Origin of the sequence: Bosea vaviloviae (genome assembly GCF_001741865.1) — a bacterium.
GTDB classification, from domain to species: Bacteria; Pseudomonadota; Alphaproteobacteria; order Rhizobiales; family Beijerinckiaceae; genus Allobosea; species Allobosea vaviloviae.
Map to the genome: position 1 here is coordinate 4,416,982 of NZ_CP017147.1, position 24,093 is coordinate 4,441,074.

Annotated in this window: 25 protein-coding genes; 4 read left to right on the forward strand and 21 right to left on the reverse strand. The window is 64.2% G+C overall.

Translation table 11 applies throughout. From position 1 onward, the window contains the following. Window positions 1-119: 119 nt before the first annotated feature. The 3 genes from gltX (at window position 120) to BHK69_RS20180 (ending at window position 4,237) form a co-directional block, all read left to right on the forward strand. Window positions 120-1,538, forward strand: a complete 1,419-nt coding sequence (gene gltX, locus BHK69_RS20170; RefSeq protein ID WP_069691655.1) for a glutamate--tRNA ligase — start codon at window positions 120-122, stop codon at window positions 1,536-1,538. 285 nt (window positions 1,539-1,823) lie between these two features. Then, complete coding sequence (gene gltA, locus BHK69_RS20175; protein ID WP_069691656.1) at window positions 1,824-3,113, forward strand: citrate synthase; 1,290 nt, start codon at window positions 1,824-1,826, stop codon at window positions 3,111-3,113. A 128-nt stretch (window positions 3,114-3,241) separates the two neighbouring features. Further along, complete coding sequence (locus BHK69_RS20180) at window positions 3,242-4,237, forward strand: Bug family tripartite tricarboxylate transporter substrate binding protein (RefSeq protein ID WP_069691657.1); 996 nt, start codon at window positions 3,242-3,244, stop codon at window positions 4,235-4,237. A 133-nt stretch (window positions 4,238-4,370) separates the two neighbouring features. Here the strand turns inward: BHK69_RS20180 and lpxB are convergent, their stop codons facing one another. The 12 genes from lpxB to BHK69_RS33440 form a co-directional block, all read right to left on the reverse strand. Next, window positions 4,371-5,552 (reverse strand): lipid-A-disaccharide synthase, encoded by a 1,182-nt coding sequence (gene lpxB, locus BHK69_RS20185; protein ID WP_069691658.1) that lies wholly within the window; start codon window positions 5,550-5,552, stop codon window positions 4,371-4,373. After that, window positions 5,549-6,415 carry an LpxI family protein gene (locus BHK69_RS20190; protein WP_148663515.1) on the reverse strand — a complete coding sequence of 289 codons (867 nt, stop codon included), beginning with the start codon at window positions 6,413-6,415 and terminating at the stop codon, window positions 5,549-5,551. Before BHK69_RS20190 ends, lpxB begins: the two co-directional genes overlap by 4 nt. Next, a complete protein-coding gene (gene lpxA, locus BHK69_RS20195; protein ID WP_069691660.1) occupies window positions 6,412-7,221 on the reverse strand; it encodes an acyl-ACP--UDP-N-acetylglucosamine O-acyltransferase in 810 nt (269 codons plus the stop codon). Before lpxA ends, BHK69_RS20190 begins: the two co-directional genes overlap by 4 nt. A gap of 28 nt (window positions 7,222-7,249) precedes the next feature. Continuing rightward, window positions 7,250-7,708, reverse strand: a complete 459-nt coding sequence (fabZ, locus tag BHK69_RS20200; RefSeq protein ID WP_069693828.1) for a 3-hydroxyacyl-ACP dehydratase FabZ — start codon at window positions 7,706-7,708, stop codon at window positions 7,250-7,252. A 124-nt stretch (window positions 7,709-7,832) separates the two neighbouring features. Then, entirely contained in the window at window positions 7,833-8,894 is a 1,062-nt protein-coding gene (gene lpxD, locus BHK69_RS20205) for a UDP-3-O-(3-hydroxymyristoyl)glucosamine N-acyltransferase (RefSeq protein ID WP_069691661.1), read from the reverse strand. A 37-nt stretch (window positions 8,895-8,931) separates the two neighbouring features. Further along, window positions 8,932-11,451 (reverse strand): outer membrane protein assembly factor BamA, encoded by a 2,520-nt coding sequence (bamA, locus tag BHK69_RS20210; RefSeq protein WP_069691662.1) that lies wholly within the window; start codon window positions 11,449-11,451, stop codon window positions 8,932-8,934. 225 nt (window positions 11,452-11,676) lie between these two features. Then, a complete protein-coding gene (gene rseP / locus BHK69_RS20215) occupies window positions 11,677-12,825 on the reverse strand; it encodes an RIP metalloprotease RseP (protein ID WP_069691663.1) in 1,149 nt (382 codons plus the stop codon). Window positions 12,826-12,872: 47 nt separating this feature from the next. Further along, window positions 12,873-14,027: a 1-deoxy-D-xylulose-5-phosphate reductoisomerase gene (gene dxr / locus BHK69_RS20220; RefSeq protein ID WP_069691664.1), complete on the reverse strand. Its 1,155-nt coding sequence runs from the start codon at window positions 14,025-14,027 to the stop codon at window positions 12,873-12,875. A 13-nt stretch (window positions 14,028-14,040) separates the two neighbouring features. Beyond that, window positions 14,041-14,865: a phosphatidate cytidylyltransferase gene (locus tag BHK69_RS20225; RefSeq protein ID WP_069691665.1), complete on the reverse strand. Its 825-nt coding sequence runs from the start codon at window positions 14,863-14,865 to the stop codon at window positions 14,041-14,043. Continuing rightward, a complete protein-coding gene (locus BHK69_RS20230) occupies window positions 14,862-15,623 on the reverse strand; it encodes an isoprenyl transferase (RefSeq protein ID WP_069691666.1) in 762 nt (253 codons plus the stop codon). Before BHK69_RS20230 ends, BHK69_RS20225 begins: the two co-directional genes overlap by 4 nt. Before the next feature lie 94 nt (window positions 15,624-15,717). Next, on the reverse strand, window positions 15,718-16,281 hold the full coding sequence (gene frr / locus BHK69_RS20235) for a ribosome recycling factor (protein WP_069691667.1): 564 nt from the start codon (window positions 16,279-16,281) through the stop codon (window positions 15,718-15,720). Window positions 16,282-16,302: 21 nt separating this feature from the next. After that, window positions 16,303-16,431: a hypothetical protein gene (locus BHK69_RS33440; protein ID WP_280142016.1), complete on the reverse strand. Its 129-nt coding sequence runs from the start codon at window positions 16,429-16,431 to the stop codon at window positions 16,303-16,305. A 41-nt stretch (window positions 16,432-16,472) separates the two neighbouring features. Between BHK69_RS33440 and BHK69_RS20240 the strand changes: the two genes are divergently transcribed. Continuing rightward, complete coding sequence (locus BHK69_RS20240; protein ID WP_069691668.1) at window positions 16,473-16,886, forward strand: VOC family protein; 414 nt, start codon at window positions 16,473-16,475, stop codon at window positions 16,884-16,886. Between the two features lie 146 nt (window positions 16,887-17,032). Here the strand turns inward: BHK69_RS20240 and pyrH are convergent, their stop codons facing one another. The 9 genes from pyrH to BHK69_RS20280 all read right to left on the reverse strand — a co-directional run bounded on the left by pyrH (window position 17,033) and on the right by BHK69_RS20280 (window position 23,949). Continuing rightward, the gene (gene pyrH, locus BHK69_RS20245) at window positions 17,033-17,740 is read right to left on the reverse strand and encodes a UMP kinase (RefSeq protein WP_069691669.1); all 708 of its coding nucleotides are present in this window, start codon (window positions 17,738-17,740) and stop codon (window positions 17,033-17,035) included. 208 nt (window positions 17,741-17,948) lie between these two features. Continuing rightward, the gene (tsf, locus tag BHK69_RS20250) at window positions 17,949-18,872 is read right to left on the reverse strand and encodes a translation elongation factor Ts (RefSeq protein ID WP_069691670.1); all 924 of its coding nucleotides are present in this window, start codon (window positions 18,870-18,872) and stop codon (window positions 17,949-17,951) included. A 178-nt stretch (window positions 18,873-19,050) separates the two neighbouring features. Continuing rightward, a complete protein-coding gene (locus tag BHK69_RS20255; protein ID WP_069691671.1) occupies window positions 19,051-20,055 on the reverse strand; it encodes a 30S ribosomal protein S2 in 1,005 nt (334 codons plus the stop codon). A gap of 245 nt (window positions 20,056-20,300) precedes the next feature. Beyond that, entirely contained in the window at window positions 20,301-20,717 is a 417-nt protein-coding gene (locus BHK69_RS32245; protein WP_158516248.1) for a hypothetical protein, read from the reverse strand. Window positions 20,718-20,850: 133 nt separating this feature from the next. Next, window positions 20,851-21,291, reverse strand: a complete 441-nt coding sequence (locus tag BHK69_RS20260; RefSeq protein WP_069691672.1) for an EVE domain-containing protein — start codon at window positions 21,289-21,291, stop codon at window positions 20,851-20,853. Between the two features lie 10 nt (window positions 21,292-21,301). After that, window positions 21,302-21,673, reverse strand: a complete 372-nt coding sequence (locus BHK69_RS20265; RefSeq protein ID WP_069691673.1) for a VOC family protein — start codon at window positions 21,671-21,673, stop codon at window positions 21,302-21,304. 70 nt (window positions 21,674-21,743) lie between these two features. Next, window positions 21,744-22,436: a helix-turn-helix transcriptional regulator gene (locus BHK69_RS20270; protein ID WP_069691674.1), complete on the reverse strand. Its 693-nt coding sequence runs from the start codon at window positions 22,434-22,436 to the stop codon at window positions 21,744-21,746. Window positions 22,437-22,445: 9 nt separating this feature from the next. Continuing rightward, window positions 22,446-23,180, reverse strand: coding sequence for a bifunctional nicotinamidase/pyrazinamidase (gene pncA, locus BHK69_RS20275; protein WP_083269575.1), 735 nt, complete (start codon window positions 23,178-23,180; stop codon window positions 22,446-22,448). A gap of 73 nt (window positions 23,181-23,253) precedes the next feature. Further along, window positions 23,254-23,949 carry an FkbM family methyltransferase gene (locus tag BHK69_RS20280; RefSeq protein WP_148663517.1) on the reverse strand — a complete coding sequence of 232 codons (696 nt, stop codon included), beginning with the start codon at window positions 23,947-23,949 and terminating at the stop codon, window positions 23,254-23,256. Window positions 23,950-24,093 lie beyond the last annotated feature (144 nt).

The following is a 24,093-nucleotide window of genomic DNA, read 5'->3' on the forward strand; positions in this document are numbered from 1 at the left end:
CATGTTACAGGGGCCACGCCGGCTGTCATGCCATGACCGGTGGATTGTCCCGTTTTTCCCTTCCCTTCCTGTTTTGCCTTGGGCTGCCGTTTCATCAGCCCAGCCGGAGCCCAGCCTTCATGAGTGATGCGGTCGTCACGCGCTTTGCCCCCTCGCCCACCGGCTTCCTGCATATCGGCGGAGCGCGGACGGCCCTGTTCAACTGGCTCTATGCGCGCCGCCACGGCGGCAAGATGCTGCTGCGGATCGAGGACACGGACCGCGAACGCTCGACCGAACCGGCGATCGCCGCGATCCTCGACGGGTTGAGCTGGCTCGGGCTCGATTGGGATGGCGACACCGTCTACCAATTCGCCCGCGCCGAGCGGCATCGCGAGGTGGCGCAGCAGATGCTGGCTGCCGGCAGGGCTTATCATTGCTATGCGACGCCGGCCGAGCTCGACGAGATGCGCGAGAAGGCCAAGGCCGAGGGCCGGCCGATGCGCTATGATGGCCGCTGGCGCGATCGTGATCCGGCGACGGCCCCGGCCGGCGTGAAGCCGGTCATCCGCCTGCGCGCGCCGCAGACCGGCGAGACCGTGGTCGAGGACGAGGTCCAGGGCCGCGTCGTCTGGCAAAACGAGAACCTCGACGACCTCGTCCTGCTGCGCTCCGACGGAAACCCGACCTACATGCTGGCCGTGGTGGTCGACGATCACGACATGGGCGTGACCCATGTCATTCGCGGCGACGACCATCTGACCAACGCTGCCCGCCAGACCCAGATCTACCAGGCGATGGGTTGGCAGGTGCCGAGCATGTCGCATATCCCGCTGATCCATGGGGCGGATGGAGCAAAACTCTCCAAGCGCCATGGCGCACTCGGCGTCGATGCCTATCGCTCCATGGGCTATTTGCCGGTGGCGCTGCGCAATTATCTGCTGCGCCTCGGCTGGAGCCATGGTGACCAGGAGATCTTCTCGACCGACGAGATGATCGCGCTGTTCAACCTGTCCTCGATCGGTCGTTCGCCGGCGCGTTTCGACTACGCCAAGCTGGAGAGCTTGAATGGTCTCTATATGCGTCAGTCCGACGACCAGGCCCTGCTCGATGCGCTCAAAATCATCCTGCCCGAGATCGGCCCGGCGCGTGGCCTGCCGGGTGCACTTTCGCCGGAGCTGGAGGCGCGCTTCCTTGCCGCCATGCCTGGCTTGAAGGAGCGCGCCAAGACGCTGATCGAACTGCTCGACAGCGCCTATTATCTCTACGCTCCGCGCCCGCTGCAGCTCGATCAGAAAGCTACAGCCCTGCTCGACGAGGCCGCACGCCAACGCCTGCCGGGCCTGGCGGCGAAACTCTCGGCCGTGAACGACTGGTCGCCGGAGGCGCTGGAGGCCGTGGTTCGCGGCTATGCCGAGGAGCATGGGCTCAAGCTTGGCCAGGCAGCGCAGCCCTTGCGCGCCGCCCTGACCGGCCGCGCCATGTCGCCGGGCCTGTTCGACGTCATGGCGGTGCTCGGCCGCGAGGAGACGCTGGCGCGCCTGGCTGATCAGTCATGACGTGGCGGGGGCTCCGTCCCCCTTTCGGCTCTGTTGAACCGCCTCTGCAAATGGTCTAGTGACGCGCCATGTGACCGGCTCCGCCGCGTGGTGGAAGGGGCACAAATATTGCTTGAATATCAGTTGGATGAACCAGCTTCCTGCCCGTATCCGCATTTGCCGTTCCGTCACAGGGCCGTCACGTCCAGGCCTTCGGATGACAGAGATGTCTCGTGCGCAACAATTCGGTGTTGGGCCTGATGGAACAGCGACTGGTCAGCAACGAGCCTGAAAGGATCGGTATCGATGAGCGGAAATAGCAGCCAGCTCCAGGTCGACGGAAAAACCATCGACATGGCGATCAAGAAGGGGTCGATCGGCCCCTCCGTCATCGACATCGCCAAGCTCTACTCGCAAACGGGCATGTTCACCTATGACCCGGGCTTCACCTCTACGGCGAGCTGCGAATCGCAGATCACCTATATCGACGGCGACGAGGGCATCCTGCTCTATCGCGGCTACCCCATCGAGCAACTCGCCGAGCATGGCGACTTCCTCGAGACCTGCTACCTGCTGCTGGAAGGCGAATTGCCGACCGCCGCGCAGAAGGCCGATTTCGACTATCGCGTGACGCGCCATACCATGGTGCACGAGCAGATGGCCCGCTTCTTCCAAGGCTTCCGCCGTGACGCTCACCCGATGGCGGTGATGGTCGGCTCGATCGGCGCAATGTCGGCGTTCTATCACGACTCGACCGATATCTCCGATCCGCAGCAGCGCATGATCGCCTCGATGCGCATGATCGCGAAGATGCCGACGCTCGCCGCCATGGCGTTCAAATACACCATCGGCCAGCCCTTCGTGTTCCCGCTGAACTCGCTCGATTACACCTCGAACTTCCTGCGCATGTGCTTTGCGGTGCCTGCCGAGGAGTACAAGGTCAATCCGGTGCTGTCGCGCGCGCTCGACCGGATCTTCATCCTGCATGCCGACCATGAGCAGAACGCCTCGACCTCGACGGTCCGGCTTGCCGGCTCGTCGGGCGCCAATCCCTTCGCCTGCATTGCGGCCGGCGCAGCCTGCCTCTGGGGTCCGGCCCATGGCGGCGCCAATGAAGCCGCCCTCAAGATGCTCGAGGAGATCGGCTCGGTCGAGAACATCCCGAAATACATCGCCAAGGCGAAGGACAAGAACGATCCCTTCCGCCTGATGGGCTTCGGCCACCGCGTCTACAAGAACTACGATCCGCGCGCCAAGATCATGCAGAAGACCACGCATGAGGTGCTCAATGAGCTCGGCATCAAGGACGATCCGCTGCTGGACGTGGCGATCGAACTTGAGCGCATCGCGCTGTCGGACCCCTATTTCATCGAGAAGAAGCTCTATCCGAACATCGATTTCTATTCGGGCATCACGCTGAAGGCGATGGGCTTCCCGACTTCGATGTTCACGGCGCTGTTTGCGCTTGCGCGCACCGTCGGCTGGATCGCGCAGTGGAAGGAAATGATCGAGGATCCGTCCCAGCGCATCGGCCGTCCGCGCCAGCTCTACACCGGCGCCGGCCAGCGCGAATACACCCCGATCGGCCGGCGCTGAAACATCCGGCCCAGCTTTAGGAAGGCCGCGGCGAGCAATCGTCGCGGCCGTTTTGTTGCGCCGAATTGATAACTGCGACGCATCCGCGCCTAAGCTATCGTCGCCCCATCAATTGGGAGTGCAGCTTTATGTCGAACCAGAATGGCTTGAATCGTCGCGTTTTCCTGACCGGAGCCTCGGCGCTTTCGGTCACCGGATTTCCCGCGCACGCCCAGGCGCAAGCCGCCTTCCCAACGCGACCGATTTCACTGATCGTGCCCTTCGCCGCCGGCGGCTCGACCGACATCGTCGCCCGCCTCGTCGGCCAGAAGATGGGTGAACTGCTCGGGCAGTCGGTCGTCATCGAGAACCGCGCCGGAGCGGGCGGCAACCTTGGCTCTACCGCCGTGGCGCGCGCCGCGCCTGACGGCTACACCATCCTGATGGGCACGATCTCGACCCATGCGCTCAATCCCGCGATCCTCAAGACCGTCACCTTCGATCCCGTCAAGGATTTCACGCCGATCTCGCTGCTAGCCATAGTGCCCAACGTCATGGTCGTGCATCCGGACTTTCCGGCAAAAACAGTGCCGGAAGTCATCAAGCTGCTGAAGGAAAACCCCGGCAAATACGCCTATGCGTCGTCGGGCGTCGGCACGCCGCTGCATCTGTCGGGCGAGCTGTTCAAGTCGCTCGGCGGCGTCAGCATGAACCATGTGCCCTATCGCGGCGCCGGCCCCGCCTTGAACGACGTGGTCTCGGGCGCGGTGCCGATCATGTTCGACAACCTGCCCTCCTCCGCGCAGTTCATCCGCACGGGGCAATTGCGCGCCATCGGCGTCACCACCAAGGCTCGGGTCTCGTCCTTCCCCGACATCCCGACCATCGCCGAGGCCGGCCTGACCGGCTATGAAACCTATACTTGGAATGCGCTGTTCGGGCCGGCGAATCTGCCCCGCCCCATCGTCGACAAGCTCAACAGCGTGGCAAACGCGGCGCTGACCGACGCCAATGTGAAGCAGCGCCTCAACGACGTCAGCGCCGAGATCATCGGCTCAACACCCGAAGCACTCGGCGAACACGTCAAGATCGAGGTGGCGAAATGGTTCCCGATCGCCAAGGCTTCAGGCGCGGCGCTCGAATGAGCCAAGAGCCGGATGATTTCAGACGGGATCACACAGTGATCCCGTCTGAAATCTGAATCCGTCTCTCATCTAAAAGCGAGAGCAGGATCGATGCGAAAAACCGGTTCCCACTTTTTCGCATCCTGCTCTTGCCTCAAACCCGCACCGCAACACCTGATTCAAGCAAAGCCAGCGCAGCCTCGACGGCATTCGCCGCCGGGCTCGCGCCGGCCGAGCGCATGATCGTCTCGACCTCGTCGAAACCGGCCAATTGGCGCGCGCGCGCCTCGCCCTCGGGAATGATCGCCAGAACCTCGCGGCTCAAGGCCTCAGGTGTCGCCATCTCCTGGATGAATTCGGGCACGACACTGCGCCCCAGGATCAGGTTCGGCAGGATCACGCTCGGCAGCTTGATCAATCGCCTGGCGATCGCGGCTTCCCAATTGGCGCCGCGATAGGCGGCAACCGTAGGGATCTGCGCCAGCGCAAGCTCGAGCGTGACGGTCCCCGACGCTGCGAGCGCTGCGCGCGCCCCACGGAAGGCTGCGAGCTTGCTGACCTCGCCAGTGACGATCTCGGGCTTGACCGGCCAGGCGGCGACGGCTTCGCCGATCAGGTCACGAAGATGCGCGACGGCCGGCAAGACAAAGCGTGCCTGGGGCCGCTCGGCGGCGATCAGCGCCACGGCCTGCCCAAAAGCCGGCATCAGGTGATTGATCTCGGAGCGGCGGCTGCCTGGCAGGATCAGGATTTCCGGTCGTTCGCTATCGGCGCGGCGAGCAGCTTCATCGAGGTTCGGGCGCAGATCGGCCAGGCGCTCCATCAGCGGGTGACCGACATAGACCGTGCTTGGCCCATGCAGCCGCGCCAATGCGGCCGGCTCGAAGGGCAACAATGCCAGAATGCGGTCGACATGCGGCGCCATGCGCCGTGCCCGCCCAGAGCGCCAGGCCCAGACGCTGGGGCAGACCCAGTGCACGATCGGGATCGCCGGCGCGCGGGCGCGAACCTTCTTGGCGACGCGCAAGGAAAAGTCCGGGCTGTCTATCGTCAGCAGCAGGTCGGGCGCGAAGGCGGCGACGCCTTTCGCCGCATCCGACATCCGCCGCAGCAGCAGTGGCAAGCGCGCGATGACGGGCCCGAATCCCATCACGGCGATATCGGCTTGCGGGAACAGCGGGACGAGCCCCTGCGCGATCAGGCTCTCGCCGCCCACGCCCATGAGTTCGAGCGGCCGCTCGCCCAAGCGCGCGCGCAGCGCCACGAGGAAACGCGTCGCCAGCGCATCGCCCGAGGCCTCGCCCGCGATGATGGCAAGCCGGAATGGCCGGCTCATATGACGCCCTCGACAAAGACGCCGAGCTGATCGGCAAGCCGGCCGAGTTTACCGCGATCACCGACGAGCACGCGGCCGGCCCTGAGCGCGATACCGGCAAGGCCCGCCTCTGCGATGTTGCGCAAGGTATCGGGACCGATCGCCGGCATGTCGACGCGCAGGTCCTGGCCTTCCTTCGGCGCCTTGACCAGGACGCCGTCGCCCTTGGCAATCTTGAGCCGCCCGCTGGAGGCGAGCTCGGCGACACGCCGGATCATCGCATCGGTGCCCTCAGCCGCTTCTATCGCGACGATGCGATGATCGGCCAGGACCGCCGCCTGGCCGACGTCGAAAGGGGCGAGCGCCGACAGCATGGCGAAGCCGCGCGCGATCAATTCATGCTGAGCCGGCGTCGCGGCCTTGCGGCCGAGCGCCCCCATCGGGACGGTCAACTCCGGTGCGATCTCGGCGGGACCGTGGACGCGAAAGCCGCGCTCCTCGAAGAAGCGGACGACGCCGCGCAGCAAATGGTCGTCTCCACCCTGAAAGGCGCGCGCAAAATGAGGCAGATATTTCAAGGTCGAGGCTTCCGGCCTCAACGCGCCGAAGCTCGGGCGCGGCAGCGAGCCGATCAGGACGAGATCGGCGATCTCCCGACGGCGCAAATCGTCGAGCAGCCGTCCGAGTTGGCCGAGCCTGTATGAGGTGACCTCGATCTCGCCGAAACGTGCCGGGTCAGCCGCGCCATCGAGCGCGGCGACAAACAGGCCGCGGCCTTGCCGGGCTGCAATTTCGGCAAGAGCAGGCGGGAAATCGCCGCCGCCGGCGATGATCGCGAGCGGTCCGCGCGCCACCGCCATCGACTCTGGACGAGCAGTGTTCACCGATCCGGCGCGTTGACGTCGCGCGGGACGCAGATCGCCCGCTCGTTACCGTTGCGGATGAAATCCAGAATTTCGTGAATCAGGGGATGGGCGGCGAACTCGCCCGCAACATCCTCGACGCGCTCCGACAAGGTGCCTTCATCGGCGAAGAGCAGCCTGTAGGCGCGACGCAATTCATGAATCTGCTCGCGCGAGAAACCGCGCCGCTTGAGCCCGACGAGATTGAGACCGGCCAAGTGAGCCGGGTTGTCACGCACCAGGCCGAAGGGGATGACATCGTTCATGACGCCGGCGCCGCCGCCGATGAAGGCGTGATCGCCGACACGGATGAATTGCTGCAAGCCCGTGCCACCGCCAACGATGACGAAATTGCCGACCGTGACATGGCCTGCGCACATGACGTTGTTGGAGAAGATGACGTTGTCACCAATGTGGCTATCGTGGCCGACATGCGAATTGGCGAGGAAGAAGCAACGGTCTCCAACCGTGGTCTCCATGCCACCGCCCTCGGTGCCGGGATTGATGGTGACACCTTCGCGGATCAGGCACTCGGCGCCGATTACCAGCGTCGACGGCTCGCCGCGATATTTCACATCCTGAGGCGGGTGGCCGATCGATGCGAAAGGATAGAGCTTCGTGCGCTCGCCGATGCTGGTGATTCCGGAAACCGCGACATGGCTGATCAGTTCGACATTGTCGGCCAGGGTCACGTCGGGCCCGACGGTGCAAAACGGGCCGATGCGAACGCCCGCCCCAAGGCGCGCTTTCGGATCGACGACCGACATCGGATGAATGGTCACGCTCATGGAATCGCTGTCCTGACCTTGCAGATCGTCAAACGACCATGGCCGAAAGATCGGCCTCGGCGACCAGGACCCCGTCGACCCGGGCCTCGCCGCGATAGAAGTAGAGGTTGCGCTTGCGGGTCACCTTCGTCAGGTGGAAGCGCAGCGTATCGCCTGGAATGACCGGCTTGCGGAACTTCGCCTTGTCGATCGTGGTGAAGAGCACGGTGCTGACGGCTGGATCGTCGCTACCCCTGGCATTGACGACAAGGACGCCGGCGGTCTGCGCCATCGCCTCGATCATCAGCACGCCGGGGAAAACCGGGCGACCAGGGAAATGCCCGGTGAACTGAGGCTCGTTCATCGTCACGTTCTTGATTCCGATGCCGGAATCCTCGCCGTCGATCTCAACGACGCGATCGACCAGCAGGAATGGATAGCGATGGGGAATGCAGGCCATGATCCTCTGGATGTCCGCCACCCCCAGGGTTTTCGTCGCGTCGTTCATGGTGTCCCCATTATCCATCCGGGCCCCGCGCTGGGCACCGCATTTTCCATTCGTTCTAGAGCCGGAGCGATCTAGGTGATGCGATCCTTGCCTGTCATGCCATGGCCGACAGCAATGGATCTTGTCAAACGTCTGAGCGATCCGAGGTCTTGCCACGTTTGGCGACCAGCGACTTCAGCAGGGCGCTCTCGCGCGCCCAGCTCAGTGCCGGCTGGGCGGGATAGCCACCATAGCGCGCACCGCGCGGCACATCGCCCGCGACGCCGCTTTGGGCTGCGACTTGCGCGCCCATGCCGATCGTCAGATGGCCGGCAAGGCCGACCTGACCGCCGAGGACGACGAAATCCTCCAGCGTCGACGAGCCGGCGATGCCGACCTGGGAGACGATGACGCAGTGGCGCCCGATGACGACGTTATGGCCGATCTGGACCAGGTTATCGATCTTGGTGCCCTCGCCGATCACCGTATCGCGGCTCGCGCCGCGGTCGATGCAGGTGTTGGCGCCGATCTCGACATCGTCCTGGATGATGACGCGCCCGATCTGCGGCACCTTCATGTGCCCTTTCGGGCTCATCGCGAAGCCGAAGCCGTCCTGGCCGATGCGCACGCCCGGATGAATGATGACGCGGTTGCCGATGAGGGTCGACTGCAGTGTGCTGCCCGAACCGATCGCACAGTCGCGCCCGATGCGGACCTGCGGTCCGATGACGGCATGGGAGCCGACCACGGTGCCCGCCCCGATCTCGGCGCCAGGGCCAATGACCGCGCCAGGATCGACCGTGACACCTGCCTCCAGAACGGCTGTCGCGTGAACGAAGGCGCCGGGCGCCACGCCTTGCGAGCCGAACATCGAGCCTGGCTTCAACGCCGTCGGGAAGAAGCGGGCGAGCACCAGGGCAAAGGCATGATAGGGGGCGTTGGAAACCAGCGCGGTGGTGCCAGTCGGCACCCGCATGGCGAAGCGCGACGACACCAGGCACAACCCCGCGCCCGTCGCCGCCAGGGCGTCAGTGTATTTCGGGTTGTCCATATAGGCGAGATCGGACGGGCCTGCGGCTTCCAGTGCCGCCGCGCCGGTGATCATGCGAGCCGCATCGGTGCCTTCCGGCAAGGCGGCGCCCGAAATGGCTGCGACCTCGCCGAAGCTGAGCGAGGTCGCCAAAGGAAAGAATTGAGGGTCTGACATCGAGAAGATCCGGGACGGGGCAACGTGCCCCGTCGCGTCAGAAGCGCGTGCCGCCAGAGAAGCGGAAGGCCTGCAGGCGATCGCCGCCGAGCTTCACGCCAGAGGTCGGGTCGCGATAGCCATCATCCTTGGTCAACGCATAGGCATAGTCGAAGCGGATCGGGCCAAGCGGCGACTGCCAGAGCAGGCTGACACCGACCGAAGACCGGATCATGTTCTTGTCGCGGACGCAGGCGAGGTTGCTCTGATACCCCGAGTTCACGGAGACGTTGAACTGACGAGCCTCAGTCCCGGCCGGGCAGCCCGTGAGCGCCACCTTGTTGCCGCCCTCGTAATTGAACAGCGTACCGGCGTCGGCGAAGACGGCGCCGCGCAAGCCGAGATCCCGCGGCAAACCGAAGATCGGGAACTGCACTTCGAGCGTGCCGCCGAAATAGCTGGTGCCGCCGAGCGCGTTGGTCGTCGGGTCGGTCGGATTAAGCGTCGTGCCGATATCGCGCGGGCCGATACCCGAGGGCGCAAAACCGCGCACCAAGCTCGGTCCGAGGAAGTAGTGGTCGATCATGCGCAGATCGCCGCCGGCCGCCTGGACGTGGCCACCCTGCACGCGAGCGAAGCCGACGACATCGTCGAAGATCTCGCGGTAGTAGCGGGCATCCGCCGCGATACGCAGGAACTTCGAATCGCCGCCGACACCAGCGAATTCAGGCTTGATCTCGGCCAGGAAGCCGTTGCGCGGGTTCTGGTAGTTGTCGAGCGAGTTGTAGTTGAAGTTCAAGCCAACCAGCGAGGTCAGCGTGGTGCCGACCGCCTCCTTGACCGCGATCGTCGCCTCGCCATTGCTCAAGCAGTTATAGACAGAATCTGCCCCGATCGCCCCGGCTGTTCCCGGCGTAATGCCGGCCAGCGGCGCGGAGCAGTCGTTATAGGGGCGGTCTGTCGTGTTCGGAACCTTGATCTCGGTCGTATAGAGCGAGTAGCGCGGCGTGATCGAAAACTCTTCCGTGATCGGGAAGGTCAGGCGCACCTGCCCGCCATTCACGCGGCTTTCGAAACGGCCAGTGTTGTAGTTGTCGTTGTACTTCGAGAACAGATCGAAGCCTGCCCCGATCCGGCGGCCGAGGAAGTACGGCTCCGTGAAGGAGAAATCGACGCCCTGGGTGCGTTGTCCGAGCGTGCCGGCGATGCGGACGAACTGGCCGCGGCCGAGGAAGTTCGACTCCGACAGGGAGACTTCGCCGATGACGCCGTCCGAGGTCGAGTAACCACCGGCAATCGAGAACGAACCGGTCGCCTTGTCCTCGACATCGATATTGACGATGACGCGGTCAGGCGTCGAGCCCGGCTCATTGGTGACACGCACCTTGCTGAAGAAGCCGAGATTGTTGAGGCGGCGCTCAGCGCGGTCGACCAGCACCTTGTTGTAGGCATCGCCTTCACCAAGATCGAGCTCACGGCGCACGACATAATCACGCGTACGGGTGTTGCCGCGCACATTGATGCGCTCGACATAGACCCGCGGGCCTTCGTCGATGACATAGGTGATGCCGATCTGGCGCCCGGCAGAATCGCGGTCGCCGCGCGGCCGGACCTGCGCGAAGGCATAGCCGCGGCGCGAAACTTCCGTCGTCAGAGCCACCAGCGACTTCTCGACCGCCTCGGCATTGTAGGTATCGCCGGCGGATGTCGCGATGACACGCTGCAGCGCATTGGGATCAATGTCGGGCAGCTTGGAATCGACCGCCACATTGCCGACGCGGTATTGCGGACCTTCATCGACCGCGATGTCGACGACCCAACCGCCCTGCGCCTCGTCGAAGCGGGCATTGTTCGAGACGATCTGGAAGTCGGCATAGCCGTTCTTCAGATAGAAACGGCGAATAAGCTCGAGATCGGAGGAGATCCGGTCGGCCTCATAGACGTCCGAGGTCTTGATGAAGCTGAGGAAGTTCGACTCGGTCGAGGTCATCAGACCGCGCAGGCGACCCGACGAGTAAACGCCATTGCCGCTGAAATTGATCGACTTGATGCCGGTCTTGCCGCTCTCGACGATGGTGAAGACCACATCCGAGCGCCCGTTCGGCAGCGGAGCGATACGGCCGCTCACCGAGGCCAGACCGTAACCAGCGCGGCGATAGGCGTCCTTCAGACGCTGAACGTCGGCATCGATCAGCGCCTGGCTCATCGGGCCCTGCGCTTTCGACTGGACCTGCTGGAGCAGCACATCGCTCTTCAGCCGGCGGTTACCCTCGAAGGCGACACGATTGATCGTGTCGTTCTCCCTGACCGCGATCACGGTCTGCGATCCGCGGCGGCTGACCTGCACGCTGGAGAACAGGCCGGTAGCCATCAGATTCTGGCGGATATCCTGCGGAGCAGTTGAGCCCTGCCCGGCCGCGTAGGTGCGGATCGTCTCCGCGTCGACGCTTCTGTTGCCCTGGACAATCACGGCCTGCGCGAACACTACGCCACCGCTTACGGCCAACATGAAGGCCGAAAGTCCGACTGATCGAGAGAGCCGCAGCTTGAAAGACAGGCTCTTTTGGGTCGACGTCATCGGGTCGCCTATTCCATTTTCTCGGGTCGCCACCCCAAACGGGGACCACCGCCTAGGGGCAGCGGCATGGCGACATTGCAGTCCAAACGCTTCTACAAAGTTTCCTGCGGGACGCAAACCGCCATTGTCGTTAACAAAATATTTTTAAGCGCCACGTTGCCAGGAGGCCACGCGTCCTGCCGCGATTCCGCCGCAAAGCGACGCGGTCAGGACGTGAAAATCCGATCAAAGCTGCGAACGGACGTGAAGGATGTCATTCCAGGTTACGAACAGCATCAGTAACAGGACGAGACTGAGCCCGATGCGGGCGCCGATTTCCTGCGCACGTTCGCTGAGCGGGCGGCCGCGAAGTGTTTCTATCGCGTAGAACATGAGATGCCCGCCATCGAGCATCGGGACCGGCAGCAGGTTCATCAGCCCGATCGAGACGGACAGGATCGCCGCCAGGTTGATCAGGGCCAGAAATCCGCCATTCGACGCCACCAGACCGGAAACCTGGGCGATCCGGATCGGCCCCGACAGCTGGTCGGTCGATTCGCGCCCGCTGACCAGTTTGCCGATGTAGTCATAGGTCCGCTCGACCACGAACCAGGTCTCAGAGACGCCATTGCGCACCGCTTCGAGCGGCCCGAAATGCTGGACCGTCCAGTCCTCCGCCTTGCGCGACGCCTGAACCCCGATGATCCCGAGCCGCTGCTTACCGAGCGGCGACGTCGTCTCGACCAAGGCAGGCGTCACAGGGATCGTCAGCTTGGCGCCGGCGCGCTCGACGGTGACCGAGACCACCTCATTGGGCCGCACCGAGATGACGCGCTGCATATCGCTGAAACTGCCCATCGGCTGGCCGTCAATCGCGACAACGAGATCCCCCGCCTGCAAACCCGCTCGTTCGGCCGCGCCCCCGGCGACAACCTGATCAATCCGAGGGATCAATACCTGCTTGCCGAACAGGAACACGGTGGCGGTGAAGATGAAGATCGCGAGCAGGAAATTGGCGATCGGCCCGGCCGCGACGATCGCGGCTCTTTCGCCGATCGACTGCGCCGGGAAGGAACGCACCCGCTCCTGCGGCGTCATCTGCGCGACCTCGGCATTGTCGGGAGCGCTGGACGCATCGGCGTCGCCGGAGAACTTCACATAGCCGCCGAGCGGGATCAGGGCGATGCGCCAGCGCGTGCCGTGCTTGTCGTTGAAGCCGTAGATCTCGCGGCCGAAGCCGATCGAGAACACCTTCACATCGACACCGCACCAGCGACCGACGAGGAAATGCCCAAGTTCATGGATGAAGACGACGATGGCGAGGACGAACAGAAACGGCACGAGATAGCCCAATAGGGAGCTGCCCGCATTCCAGATTGTCGCTACGAATTCCATCAACAACTCCCGATCTGTCGCCCTTAGGTGACAGCGAAAGGGGCCTACTACAAGAGCGCCCGCGCGCGCTTTCTCGCATCTTGGTCAATCGCCAGCGCAGCCGCAACGTCTGCCGGAGCCATCATCTGCGGCGCCGACTGGCTGCAGACGGCCTCCACCAATGCGGCGATTCCAGGAAAACTGATCGCGCCGGCGAGATAAGCCGCGACGGCTATCTCATTGGCTGCATTGAGGATCGCCGGCATGGCGCCACCCTGTGCCAACGCCGCCATGGCCAGCCCGAGCGCCGGGAAGCGCACGAGATCGGGACGCTCGAAGGCGAGTGGCGCCGTCAGCGCAAGGTCCAGGAAGCGCGTCGACGGCGCATCGAGCCGACCGTCCACCCCCAGGCAATGGGCAGCGGCAACGCGCATATCGGGCACGGCCATGCCGGCGCTGACCGAGCCGTCGCGGAAGGTCACGAGCCCGTGGACGATCTGCTGTGGATGCACCAGCACGTCGAGCTGGTCATGGCGCAATCCGAACAGGAAGCAGGCCTCGATCAGCTCCAACCCCTTGTTCATCATGCTGGCGGAATCGATCGTGATCTTGGCGCCCATCGCATAGTTGGGATGAGCCAGCGCCTGCTCGGGCCGCGCCGCGGCGATCTGCTCGACGCTCCAGGTGCGGAAGGGTCCGCCCGAAGCCGTCAGCGTCATGGTGCGGATGGCCGAGATCGGCTCAGCGCCAAGGACTTGGAACAAAGCGTTATGTTCGGAATCGAGCGGCAGGATCCGCACCCCAACCGCTTGCGCGCGCGCCATGACGGCAGCTCCTGCGCAAACGAGGCTTTCCTTGTTGGCGAGCGCCACGACCCTGCCTGGCGTCAGAGCCGCAAAGGTCGCCTCCAGTCCAGCTGCTCCGGAAATCGCGCTGACGACGATATCGCTCGGCATCGCCACGGCGTCGAACACGGCCGAGCGCCCCGCACCATGGGCGATGCCGCTGCCCGACAGGGCTTCCGCCAGCGCCGCCGCGCCGCCCTCGTCGGCCAGCGCAGCAAAACGCGCCCCGGTCTCGATGGCGACCTTGGCAAGCGCTACCGCATCCTTGCCGCCGACGACGGCCGAGATCGCGAGACGATCGGGATTCTCGGCGACGACCTCGCGGGTCGAGCGGCCGATCGAGCCCGTGGCGCCGAGCAGGGTGACGGTGCGAAGCATCGGGTTCTCTACGTCAAAGACGCGTCAGGAACAGCAGCAGGCCAGCGAAGATCAGCACGGCCCAATAACCGTCCAGACGATCCAGGAAACCGCCATGGCCGGGGATCAATCGGCTCGAATCCTTCGCTCCGAAGCGCCGCTTGATGGCGGATTCGAAGAGATCGCCAGCCTGGCTGAGGACGGAGGCCGCGAACGACGCGGCAATCGCGAGCCCTGGTCCAACGACCGTCGCCGCCTGAGGCGTCAGCGCCCAGACCGCATAGCCTCCGAGCGTGCCCGCCATCGTGCCCCCGATCGCACCGGACCAGGTTTTCTTCGGGCTGAAACGCGGCATCAATTTGGGGCCGCCCAGCGTGCGGCCGGTGAAATAAGCCGCGATGTCGGTGAACCAGACCGCTGCGAAGCTCCAGATGATCAGAGCCAGGCCAAGATCGGGAACCGCGCGCAAGGCCGGCGTGATGAGCGCGAAGGCCAGCGCATAGGCGACGCCGCAGATTTCGAGCGCCAGGCGATTCTGGGTCAAGGGCGTCAGCACCGCTCCACATAGGGCCAACGCAGCCGCAACGCCCGCCAGCGCTGGCTGGCTTGCCGGCGAAAACCCGAGCAGCAGCCCCGCAAGCACGACGCCGATACCTGCTGCGACCGCGTTCTGGCGACTGACGATCGAGAGCCACTCATAAGCGACCAGGCCCGCCACGAGCGTCCAGACCAACCGGAAGGGCCAGCCGCCCCAATACGTCGCAGCAAGAATGCCCGCCGCCAGGACAAGAGCCGACGCAACCCGCAGCTTCAGTTCGCTGGAGGCGACCGGCGCGGCGTCGGAGCGGGGCTCATTCACGCTGCCCCCACATTGCGGTCTGCGGGCTCGGACACCCCACCGAAGCGGCGCTCGCGACGACGGTACTCGGCGAGCGCGTCTTCCAGAGCGGCGCGATCGAAATCCGGCCAGAGAACCGGCGAGAAGACGAATTCGGCATAGGCTGCCTGCCAGAGCAGGAAATTCGAGATGCGCGTCTCGCCGGAGGTGCGGATCACCAGTTCCGGATCGGGCAGATCGCTCGTGTCCAGGCGGCTCGAGAACAGGGCCTCGTCGATCGCGCTTGTCGCGATGCGGCCGGCAGCGACCTCGGCGGCCAGCGCGCGGGCCGTGCGGACGATCTCGTCGCGCGAGCCATAGTTGAAGGCGATGGCGAGCGTCATGCCGGTATTGTTGCAGGTCATGGCTTCGGCATGCTCGACCAGACGGCGCAGATCCGGAGCAAGATCCTCGCGGCCGCCGATAATGCGGACCTTCACCCCGGAGGCGTCGAGCTCGGCGAGATCCTTTTCGACGAAACGCTTCAGCAGCCCCATCAGGAAGGAGACCTCGGCCTGGGGCCGGCGCCAGTTCTCGGTCGAGAAGCTGTAGAGCGTCAGCACCGCGATGCCGAGCTCGCCCGCGTTCTTGACCGTGCGGCGCAGGGCATCGAGCCCGCGCCGATGACCTTCCTGACGCGGCAGCCCGCGCATCTGCGCCCAACGCCCATTGCCATCCATGATGATGGCGACATGGCTGGGGCCTGCGGGCTGCTGCCCCTGACGCTGGCCTGCTGACATTCCAATGCCTCGTTCGGCCTAGCGCCGTGATGAGCCTCGCGCGGGGCATTCCCGCGCAGGCTTGATCTCAGTCCTCGTCTCGGAAGCCCGTGTCTCAGACGTGCAGAATCTCTTTTTCCTTCGCCGCAAGCGCCTGATCGATCTCGGCGATGTGCTGGTCGGTGGCCTTCTGGACCTGATCGGACTGCCGGACCATGTCATCCTTGGTGAGGTGGCCGTCCTTTTCCAGCTTCTTGATCAGGTCGATGCCGTCGCGGCGGACATGGCGCACTGCGATCTTGGCATCCTCGGCATATTTATGGGCGACCTTGACCATCTCCTTGCGGCGCTGCTCGTTCAGCTCTGGAATACGGATGCGCAGCACCTGGCCTTCCGTCTGCGGGTTGAGGCCGAGATCGGATTCGCGAATCGCCTTTTCAACAGCCGCGGTCATGCTGCGATCCCAGACCTGAACGCTGAGCAGGCGGGCTTCCGGCACGCTGACGGTCGCGAGCTGGCTGAGCGGCGTGCGGGCGCCATAGGCCTCGACCTGGATCGGGTCGAGCATGTTGGCGGAGGCGCGACCGCTGCGCAGCGAGGCGAGATCGCCCTTGAAGGACTGGAGCGAACTCTGCATGCGGCGCTTCACGTCCGCGAGATCGAATGTCGTCTGGGCCATTATCTTCAAGACCTTGAGAGCTTATACAAAACCGGGCGCGACCATGGCGGCGGGTCCGCGCAGGGTCAAGGATTTCATGCGCCGCCGCAGTTCCAGAACGGAGTCGCCGGCCGCGGCGAGGTTGACCGCCCGCTCATTCGGCTTCGCCATGGCGAGCCCCCTTGAAACGAGTCCAGACACCGGAGTCGGCCATGCCACGCTTGAATCGCATTATCGAGACCGCACTTTACGTTGACGATCTCGAGCGCGCCGCAGCGTTCTACGAGAACGTTCTTGAAGTTGAGGCGATGCTACGCACCAAGACGTTGTACGCTTACGACATTGGCGGGTCGAGCGTGTTGCTGTTGTTCCAGCGTGGAGAATCACTTGGCAGCCAGACATCGCCCAACGGAACCATTCCCCCGCATGACGGGTCGGGGCCGCTGCATATCTGCTTCGCCGTCGATGCCGAAGAATTGCCCGTCTGGGAGACCAGATTGAAGCAGCATGGCGTCGCCATCGAGGGCCGCATGACCTGGGAGCGCGGCGGAGAGAGCCTCTATCTCCGCGATCCGGATGGCCACTTGCTTGAACTGATGAGCCCGGGTGTCTGGGCCACATACTAGAGCATTTCGAGCGAAGTGGACACCGGTTCGCGTGAAGAAAATGCGTTAAAACAAGGAGGTAGAGCATTTCCGCGATTCGGAGAAACGTGGAAATACTCTGACCCCACAAACCTGAACAGGCGGCCCGGCTGGCTCAGCCCCCGCCCTCAGGGAGTGACGTAAGTCGCCCTGCCCTCACCGCGCAGCACGGCTGCGAGCGCGCCGGTCTCGGCGATCGAGAACACGACGATGGTGAGGCCGGCATCGCGCGCCAGCGCAAAGGCCGCAGTATCCATCACCTTGAGGTCGCGCTTGATCGCCTCGGCATGCGTCAGCGTGTCGTAGCGTGTCGCCTTCGGATCGATCTTGGGATCGGCTGTGTAGACACCATCGACCTGCGTCGCCTTGAGCAGATGGCTGCAATCGAGCTCGGCAGCGCGCAACGCGGCACCCGTATCGGTGGTGAAATAGGGGTTGCCGGTGCCGCCGCCCAGAATCACTACCTTGCCGTTGCTGAGATGGTCCAAGGCGCGGCGACGCGCATAGCTCTCGCAAAGCGAGGGCATCGGCACGGCCGACATCGCGCGCGCCGGGGCGCCTGCGGTCTCGATCGCGTGTTCGAGGGCAAGCGCGTTCATCACCGTGCCGAGCATGCCGATGGAATCGGCGCTCGGCCGATCGAGACCCTTGTTCAGGCCCTGCAGGCCGCGAAAGAAATTGCCGCCGCCGACCACGATGGCGATCTCGACGCCTTCGCGTGCGGCATGTGCAATGTCAGCCGCCAGCGCTGTCAGCGTGTGGCCGTCGAGGCCAGATCCCGCTTGTCCCGCAAGGGCTTCGCCGGAGAGCTTCACAAGGACGCGTTTAGGTCTCACGGATTCGTCTCCCTGGCCACAGCATCAGGTCGAATATCGTATTCGATCTGATGCTGTAGGGCTTTGATCTTGCATCGGCTTGTCCCGAAAACCGGTTCCCACTTTTCGGGCCGATGCTCCAACGCGAACTCGATTCGTATCCGCAGCCATCTTGTTACAAAAAAGGCCGCGCTGGGCGCGGCCTTTTTCTCAATCGTCAACCGGCATTTCAGCCCGTCGTACCGCCGGCGGCTGCGACCTCCGCCGCGAAATCCTGCTCTTCCTTCTCGATGCCTTCGCCGAGCGCAAAGCGCGCGAAGCCGGTGAGCTTCACCGGAGCGCCGACCTTGCCTTCGAGCTCCTTGAGCACCTGGCCGACCGACTTCGAGCCGTCATGGATATAGGCCTGCTCGAGCAGGCAATATTCCTTGGCGTAGCTCTTCAGGCCGCTCTCGGTGATCTTCTCGAGCACATTGGCGGGCTTGCCGGCGTTCTTTTCGGCCAGGATCGCCTTCTCGCGAGCCAGCACCTCGGGATCGACCGAAGCAAGATCGAGCGCAACCGGGTTGGTCGCCGCGACATGCATGGCAAGCTGACGGCCGAGCACGGCGAGCTCGTCGGTGTTGCCGGTCGATTCCAGCGCGACGATGACGCCGATCTTGCCGAGGCCGTCGGCGACCGCGCCATGGACATAGGAGCCGATCAGGCCGGCCGAAACCTTCAGCGAGGCGACGCGGCGCAGCGTCATGTTCTCGCCGATGGTGGCGATGGCGTTGGCAACCGCCTCGGAAACCGTGCCGCCGCCGGGATAGTGATGGGCGAGCACCGCATCGACGTCGCCGCCGCGCTCAAGCGCGACATTGGCGATGCCATGAGCGAGCGCCTGGAATTCGAGGTTGCGCGCGACGAAATCCGTCTCCGAGTTCAGCTCGATGACAACGCCGCTATGGCCGACGATCGCAACGGCGACGAGACCTTCGGCAGCGACGCGGCCGGCCTTCTTGGCGGCCTTGGCGAGGCCCTTGGTGCGCAGCCAGTCGATCGCGGCCTCGATGTTGCCGTCGACGGCGCTGAGCGCGGTCTTACAGTCCATCATGCCCGCGCCGGTCTTGTCGCGGAGTTCCTTCACCATGCCGGCGGTGATCGCTGCCATTTGCCTTGTCCTTATTGTCATGCGGACTGCGCCCTCATCGGGGCCAGCCGCGCAATTCGTCTCGAAACATCACTTGAAGGAAGAACGCCGACGCTCCGTTTCCGGCCGCCGGCGCTCGTCTCGCATCATTGAAGAATGCGCTTTCGCGACGCGCCGATGACGCGTCGCGGAATTAAGATCACGCGTCGGCGAGATCGCGCGCCTGGGCGACCCAGCCGTCACGCTCGATGCGACCGGCGAGCTTCAGGTCGTGATCGACCTTGGTCACATCGGCAGGCGACATCGCAGCGAACTGCCAGAAATGGAACAGGCCACCATCATTGAGCTTCTGGACGAGCTCAGGGCCCATGCCGGAAAGCTTCATGAGATCGTCCGGCGCGCCGCGCGGCGCGGTCAGCAGCTCGAAGGTCGGGCCGGCATCGTTGGCGGGCTCAGCGACAACCTCCTCGACGACCGGGGCCTCGGCGGCGCCGAGATCGATGCCATGGTCGCCCGAAGCGCGCGAGATGCCGTCGATGGCCGAGCGCGCGACCAGATCGCAATAGAGCGCGATGGCGCGGCCAGCGTCGTCATTGGCCGGAACCGGGAAGGTGATGCCGTCCGGATCGCTGTTCGAGTCGATGATGGCGGCGACTGGGATGCCGAGGCGCTGGGCCTCCTTGATCGCAAGTGCTTCCTTATTGGTGTCGATCACGAAGACCATGTCGGGCGTGCCGCCCATGTCCTTGATGCCGCCGAGCGCGCGCTCGAGCTTGTCGCGCTCGCGCGCCAGCATCAGGCGCTCTTTCTTGGTCAGGCCGGTGCCACCTCCATTGAGGAGCTCATCAACCTTGCGCAGGCGCTGGATCGAAGCCGAGATGGTCTTCCAGTTGGTCAGCATGCCGCCGAGCCAACGCGAATTGACATAATACTGAGCCGAGCGCTTGGCAGCGTCGGCGATCGAATCCTGCGCCTGGCGCTTGGTGCCGACGAAGAGGACGCGGCCGCCGCGGGCGACGGTATCCGAGACCGCCTGCAGGGCGCGCGACAGCATCGGCACCGACTGCGACAGGTCAAGAATGTGGATGTTGTTGCGCGTGCCGAAGATGTAGGGCGACATTTTCGGGTTCCAGCGATGCGACTGGTGGCCGAAATGCGCGCCGGCCTCGAGCAACTGGCGCATAGAGAAATCTGGCAGAGCCATGGTATCAAAATTCCTTCCGGTTGAGCCTCTGGGGTGCGAATGAACGAGGCATAAGCTGCCAAGTCACCGGAACGCTTCGAGTATGAAGCGATGCTCCCCATGTGGGATGGGCTGCGCCATACAGGGGATGACGCGGGAATGCAAGGCGTTAGCCGGCTGGTGCGATCACAAACCGCACAAATGCCCCGACCCGCAACGCAAGCTCGTTGCGCAGGGTCGGGGGCGTCGCGTTCTGTCGAAGGCGATCAAGCCTTATTTTGGCAGGGCTGCGCCCATCTGCGTGACCACAGCGCCGATCTGCTTGCAGTAGGTTTCAGCCGTGGCGTTCTGCGCCTTGGCGATCGTCTCGATATTCTGTTGGATGCCCATGCCGCGATGGTGCCGGTGCGGCCCTGGGCTTCAGCCGAGTCGCCACCGCTCTTGTCGGCGGGAACCGGCACCATGCCGAGCAACTTCTTCTGGATGTCGAGGACGTCGGTGCCGACGAAGCCCTTGTCGTTGCAATAGCTCAAAATACCGAGCTGGTTTCGCCCGGCCTGATAGGCGAGCTTGAGCTGGTCGGCCTGGGTAGGGGTCTGGGCCAACGCCGATGCGCCCGAAGCCAGGAAAGCACTCGCGCCGACAATATAAATAAAATTCTTAGGAGATGTCATCTCGGCCATCCTTGGTTATAATTCTCAGCATGATCTTCATGCTTTAGCTCCCGCACCCGCCGCCTGATTAGCCTCGCGCGCCTCGTGATGCAACAGAGAGATGCTTAGCCAGCAATACTGAGAGCTCTGCGGGGAAACAGCACTACAGCGAAGCTGCATTTACCGCATGAGCCGACATCGCCGAGGCGATGATCTCGAAATCATGTGTCTCGACACCAAGCAGCCCGAAACGGAGCTGATAACCCCAATTTCGCTGCCCTGCGGTCAGATGCAATCGGTCGAGCAGCGGCCTGATCGGCGCCTCCTGCGCCTCCAGCCAATCGACATCGCGTCGGAAAGGTTGGAAGCCATTGCCCATATCGGCTCGGTATGGCTCCCTCTCCCGCACCGTCCCGATCGCCGTGAACGCCTGCAGCCGGTCCAAGCCGCCGAATGTGGCGGTCGGCGAATAATAGACGACGTGGTCACCTGGTTTGATGCGCCGCAACGGTGCGCCCTTGCCGTGGCAAACCTGCATGAATCCACCGGAAAGGCCACGCCTGACATGCTCGGCGGCAGCCACCGCAATCCAGTGCCCGTTCATCGAGACCTCCTCACGCCTGCGCGGGCGCGAAGACCCGCAGGCGGTGGCCATCGGGGTCGAGCGCCACGAAGGTGCGGCCGAAATCGAGATCCGTTGGCGCTTGCAGGATGGCCAGCCCCCGCGCCGCCCAGTCGACGTGGGCGGCATCCACAGCAGCGGCATCAGTGGCCGTCATGGCGATCTCCGCGCCGCCGCCAGCCGCCCCCGCCGCAGGTTCGACAGTGTGGCGCGACCACAGTCCCAGCATGATGCCCGACGGCAAGGCGAACATCGCGAAGGTCGCAGACGAATCGAGCGGCTCGCGGCCGAGCAGGTCGGCGTAAAACCGGGCGCTCGCGAGCGGGCTGTCGACATAGAGAATGATGAAATTGGCATCCAGCATCGGGGGGCTCCTGTTCTTGGAAGGCCTCGTCACACTAGATGCCGATGCTGCCAATTTCCGGCAGTGTCTGTTATTCCGGCGGCGGGATGCCCTCGCTCTCGCGCCATTCCTTGAGGAGCGCCAGCCTGCGGCGTGGATAGCGCATCTCCAGCGCGGTCAATTCGGCGATGCGGTCGGCGCGGAAATGCCGGAACCCCCGCCGCAATTCACACCAGGCGACGACGATCCGGACATGATCGAAGAAGCTCAGCGCGAAAGGCCAGATCACGCGCTCCGAGCGCGCCTCCTTGCCATTGCGATAAAGGATGGCGAGCTTCCGTTCAGAGCGAATGGCCTTGCGGATGAGGCCGAGATCGATGCGGCCTTCGCTGATCGCCGCGCCGGGCCCGACGAGCAGCGCCGAAGCCTCAGCGCGCTCACGCAGATCAGCCGGCAGAACCGCCGCGATCTTGGCCATGGCGTCGCGCGCCGCCGCGCCCAGGCGCTCATCGGCCCGGTCCGCAACCCAGCGCGAACCCAACACCAGCGCCTCGATCTCGTCTTCCGTGAACATCAGCGGCGGCAGCATGAAGCCCGGATGCAGCACATAGCCGAGGCCGGGCTCCCCCTCGATCGGCGCGCCCTGCCCCTGCAAGGTCGCGATATCGCGATAGAGCGTGCGGATGCTGATGCCGGTTTGCTCGGCGAGCCTGCGGCCGCTGACCGGCCTGCGATGCCGGCGCAGCACCTGAACCAGATCGAGCAGGCGCTGCGAGCGCGACATGTAAAGCTTTCAGCCCGGCAAATCCGCCGCCTTGATCCGCTTGATCCCCAACGCCGCCATATCCGCCCAGGCCTTGGCGAGCGAGCCGTTGAGATCGATCGCGCGGCAGGCCTCTTCGACGACCAGCGTCTCCAGCCCCGCTTTGGCTGCGTCCTGAGCCGTCCAGCTTACGCAGAAATCCGTGGCGAGGCCGACGACGACAGCGCGCGTGACGCCGCGCTCCTTGAGGTATCCGCCCAGGCCCGTCGGCGTCTTGCGGTCGGCCTCGACGAAGCCCGAATAACTGTCGATCTCCGGCCGGTAGCCTTTCCGGACGATGGTCTGGGCGCGGGGCAGATCGAGATCGGCTCGGAATTCGGCGCCCTTGCTGCCCTGAATGCAATGGTCCGGCCACAGCACCTGCGGGCCATAAGGCATCTGGATCAGTTCGAAGGGCTTCTTGCCGGGATGGCTCGTGGCGAAGGAGGAGTGGCCGGCGGGATGCCAATCCTGCGTCAGGACGATGGTCTCGAAATGCTTGCCCAGCGCATTGATCACCGCGACGACCTCATCGCCCCTGGTCACGGCGAGATTGCCGCCCGGGCAGAAATCGTTCTGCACATCGACGACGATGAGCGCGGTGCGGGCGTCGATCATCGGTTTCTCCTGCGCTTGTGCGCATAGCGGCCGGACCGCGGCGGCGATGCTCAGCACCGTCGCGCCCGCGATCAGGCTGCGACGATCGACGACAATGGAATTCAGCATGGAAACGTTCCCCATCCTTGTCCAATCCCGCAAGTCAGGCCGGAGCGCTCACAGCGGCGCGGCGCACCATCGCTCATCCCTCAGCCGTGCGCCTCATGCGTGTCACGCCCTTACGGGCTGCAAACATGCGCCCATAAACGTCGCCCGCCAGATCGGGCCGGTAGCAGCGCTGTTCGAGCAGCGGATCCCAGGAGTGCTCATGGGTGTCGATCAGGTCGAAATCCGCTTTCAGGCGGGCTTCCAGCTGGATGCGGTTCTTGCGATTCTGGTACTCCAGCAATACCAGCGAAGTCTTTGACAGATCGATATGATCCAGCACATCGCCCTCGCCGCCCTCGATATCGATTTTCACGATGTCCGGTGATGCCAGGCTGGCGGGATCCACGACAGCGACCTCGTAGCGCTCGACCATGGCGCCCGCCACGAAGGTATCGCCGGCATAGGACGCCAGTCCGGATTCGCCGTCTCCGGCGAAGCGGCTCACAAAGCTCGCAGTCTTCTGTCCGCCAGGAAACAGAGCCGCGTTGACGATGACGATATCACGGCGCTGATGCGTATTGCGCTTCAGGAACTCGAAGGTGCCGGGATGTGGTTCGTAGGAAGTCACCACGCTGCCCGGCCAGCGCGCCGTTGCCCAGAGCGCAAAAGAACCGACATTCGCGCCGATATCGAGGATATCGAGGCCGACGCCGTCATAGCCCGCCTCGTACTCGCCCTCCAGCACGTCCTTGATGGCCCAGTGCATCGCTTCGGGCACCGCAAGGCTCATCGGAATGCGCGCGATATAATGATTCACGACAGGCCCCCCGGCATTCAGGTCCGCTCCATCCCTCTGGTGAGAAACGGCTTCGCACCCGGATGAAAACGCTTTCCCGCTGCATTTGAAAGCATTGCTCTCAGCTCAGCACAAGGC

Bases quoted from the DNA above. Each gene is read 5' to 3' on its own strand.
- gltX (WP_069691655.1), top strand. From the start codon at position 120: ATGAGTGATGCGGTCGTCACGCGCTTTGCCCCCTCGCCCACCGGCTTC.
- gltA (WP_069691656.1), top strand. From the start codon at position 1,824: ATGAGCGGAAATAGCAGCCAGCTCCAGGTCGACGGAAAAACCATCGAC.
- BHK69_RS20180 (WP_069691657.1), top strand. From the start codon at position 3,242: ATGTCGAACCAGAATGGCTTGAATCGTCGCGTTTTCCTGACCGGAGCC.
- lpxB (WP_069691658.1), bottom strand. From the start codon at position 5,552: ATGAGCCGGCCATTCCGGCTTGCCATCATCGCGGGCGAGGCCTCGGGC.
- lpxA (WP_069691660.1), bottom strand. From the start codon at position 7,221: ATGAGCGTGACCATTCATCCGATGTCGGTCGTCGATCCGAAAGCGCGC.
- fabZ (WP_069693828.1), bottom strand. From the start codon at position 7,708: ATGAACGACGCGACGAAAACCCTGGGGGTGGCGGACATCCAGAGGATC.
- lpxD (WP_069691661.1), bottom strand. From the start codon at position 8,894: ATGTCAGACCCTCAATTCTTTCCTTTGGCGACCTCGCTCAGCTTCGGC.
- bamA (WP_069691662.1), bottom strand. From the start codon at position 11,451: ATGACGTCGACCCAAAAGAGCCTGTCTTTCAAGCTGCGGCTCTCTCGA.
- rseP (WP_069691663.1), bottom strand. From the start codon at position 12,825: ATGGAATTCGTAGCGACAATCTGGAATGCGGGCAGCTCCCTATTGGGC.
- dxr (WP_069691664.1), bottom strand. From the start codon at position 14,027: ATGCTTCGCACCGTCACCCTGCTCGGCGCCACGGGCTCGATCGGCCGC.
- BHK69_RS20230 (WP_069691666.1), bottom strand. From the start codon at position 15,623: ATGTCAGCAGGCCAGCGTCAGGGGCAGCAGCCCGCAGGCCCCAGCCAT.
- frr (WP_069691667.1), bottom strand. From the start codon at position 16,281: ATGGCCCAGACGACATTCGATCTCGCGGACGTGAAGCGCCGCATGCAG.
- BHK69_RS33440 (WP_280142016.1), bottom strand. From the start codon at position 16,431: ATGGCGAAGCCGAATGAGCGGGCGGTCAACCTCGCCGCGGCCGGCGAC.
- BHK69_RS20240 (WP_069691668.1), top strand. From the start codon at position 16,473: ATGCCACGCTTGAATCGCATTATCGAGACCGCACTTTACGTTGACGAT.
- tsf (WP_069691670.1), bottom strand. From the start codon at position 18,872: ATGGCAGCGATCACCGCCGGCATGGTGAAGGAACTCCGCGACAAGACC.
- BHK69_RS20255 (WP_069691671.1), bottom strand. From the start codon at position 20,055: ATGGCTCTGCCAGATTTCTCTATGCGCCAGTTGCTCGAGGCCGGCGCG.
- BHK69_RS32245 (WP_158516248.1), bottom strand. From the start codon at position 20,717: ATGGCCGAGATGACATCTCCTAAGAATTTTATTTATATTGTCGGCGCG.
- BHK69_RS20260 (WP_069691672.1), bottom strand. From the start codon at position 21,291: ATGAACGGGCACTGGATTGCGGTGGCTGCCGCCGAGCATGTCAGGCGT.
- BHK69_RS20265 (WP_069691673.1), bottom strand. From the start codon at position 21,673: ATGCTGGATGCCAATTTCATCATTCTCTATGTCGACAGCCCGCTCGCG.
- BHK69_RS20270 (WP_069691674.1), bottom strand. From the start codon at position 22,436: ATGTCGCGCTCGCAGCGCCTGCTCGATCTGGTTCAGGTGCTGCGCCGG.
- pncA (WP_083269575.1), bottom strand. From the start codon at position 23,180: ATGCTGAATTCCATTGTCGTCGATCGTCGCAGCCTGATCGCGGGCGCG.
- BHK69_RS20280 (WP_148663517.1), bottom strand. From the start codon at position 23,949: ATGAGCCTTGCGGTGCCCGAAGCGATGCACTGGGCCATCAAGGACGTG.